The 553-nt window shown below is 61.8% G+C and carries 1 protein-coding gene; it reads left to right on the top strand.

Annotation, left to right across the window (positions count from 1 at the left end; all coding sequences use genetic code 11):
- Nucleotides 1-291: 291 nt before the first annotated feature.
- Nucleotides 292-456 carry a hypothetical protein gene (locus tag DRB17_RS20320; RefSeq protein WP_153242393.1) on the top strand — a complete coding sequence of 55 codons (165 nt, stop codon included), beginning with the start codon at nt 292-294 and terminating at the stop codon, nt 454-456.
- The last annotated feature ends 97 nt before the right edge of the window (nt 457-553 follow it).

Genomic DNA, 553 nt, shown 5'->3' with positions numbered 1-553 from the left:
CGGTATCCAGGCCAAGGGGGTAACGGGCTCACGGCCGCAACGCGGTGCCGGGTCATGACCCGGCACCGCGTCACCGCCCATCCTGCCAAAATTCAAAGACACAAGGGGGTGCGTCGGGCGGTCCTTGCCTGGCAAGGTCCGACCGGCCGCGATGGGGGTGCGCCTCAGTCCCTTCGGAACAGCTTCCCCTCCGGGAAGTGACTGGGGGGAAACGAAAATCGGCGGCCTTATGTAGCAAACACACCTTAGATTCTATCGAATCCGATGACACCCGTCACTACACTGGCGGGCATGAAGAACGAGCACACCATCTGCGGCCTTATCCGCAAGCGAGCGGAAATCGCGAGCCATATCGAGCACTTGCAGACCGAGTTCCGCAAGGCGATCTCCGATCCGGATCACGTAGACAAGGCTATACACTTGTTCGATTCGTCCGTCGAGTTAGCAGGACGCTGAAAAAGTAGCTGACGCCGGCGGTTTGGCGTGATTCCCTCCGGCATGGACGAACGCGGGAGGGACGGATGCGCGGGGACGACGGCCGGTCGGGCAGCCT

Source organism: Ferruginivarius sediminum, assembly GCF_003344765.1.
Taxonomy (GTDB): domain Bacteria; phylum Pseudomonadota; class Alphaproteobacteria; order Kiloniellales; family Rhodovibrionaceae; genus Ferruginivarius; species Ferruginivarius sediminum.
The sequence above is the reverse complement of the archived record's forward strand: the minus strand, read 5'-3'. Positions and strand labels throughout refer to the sequence as shown.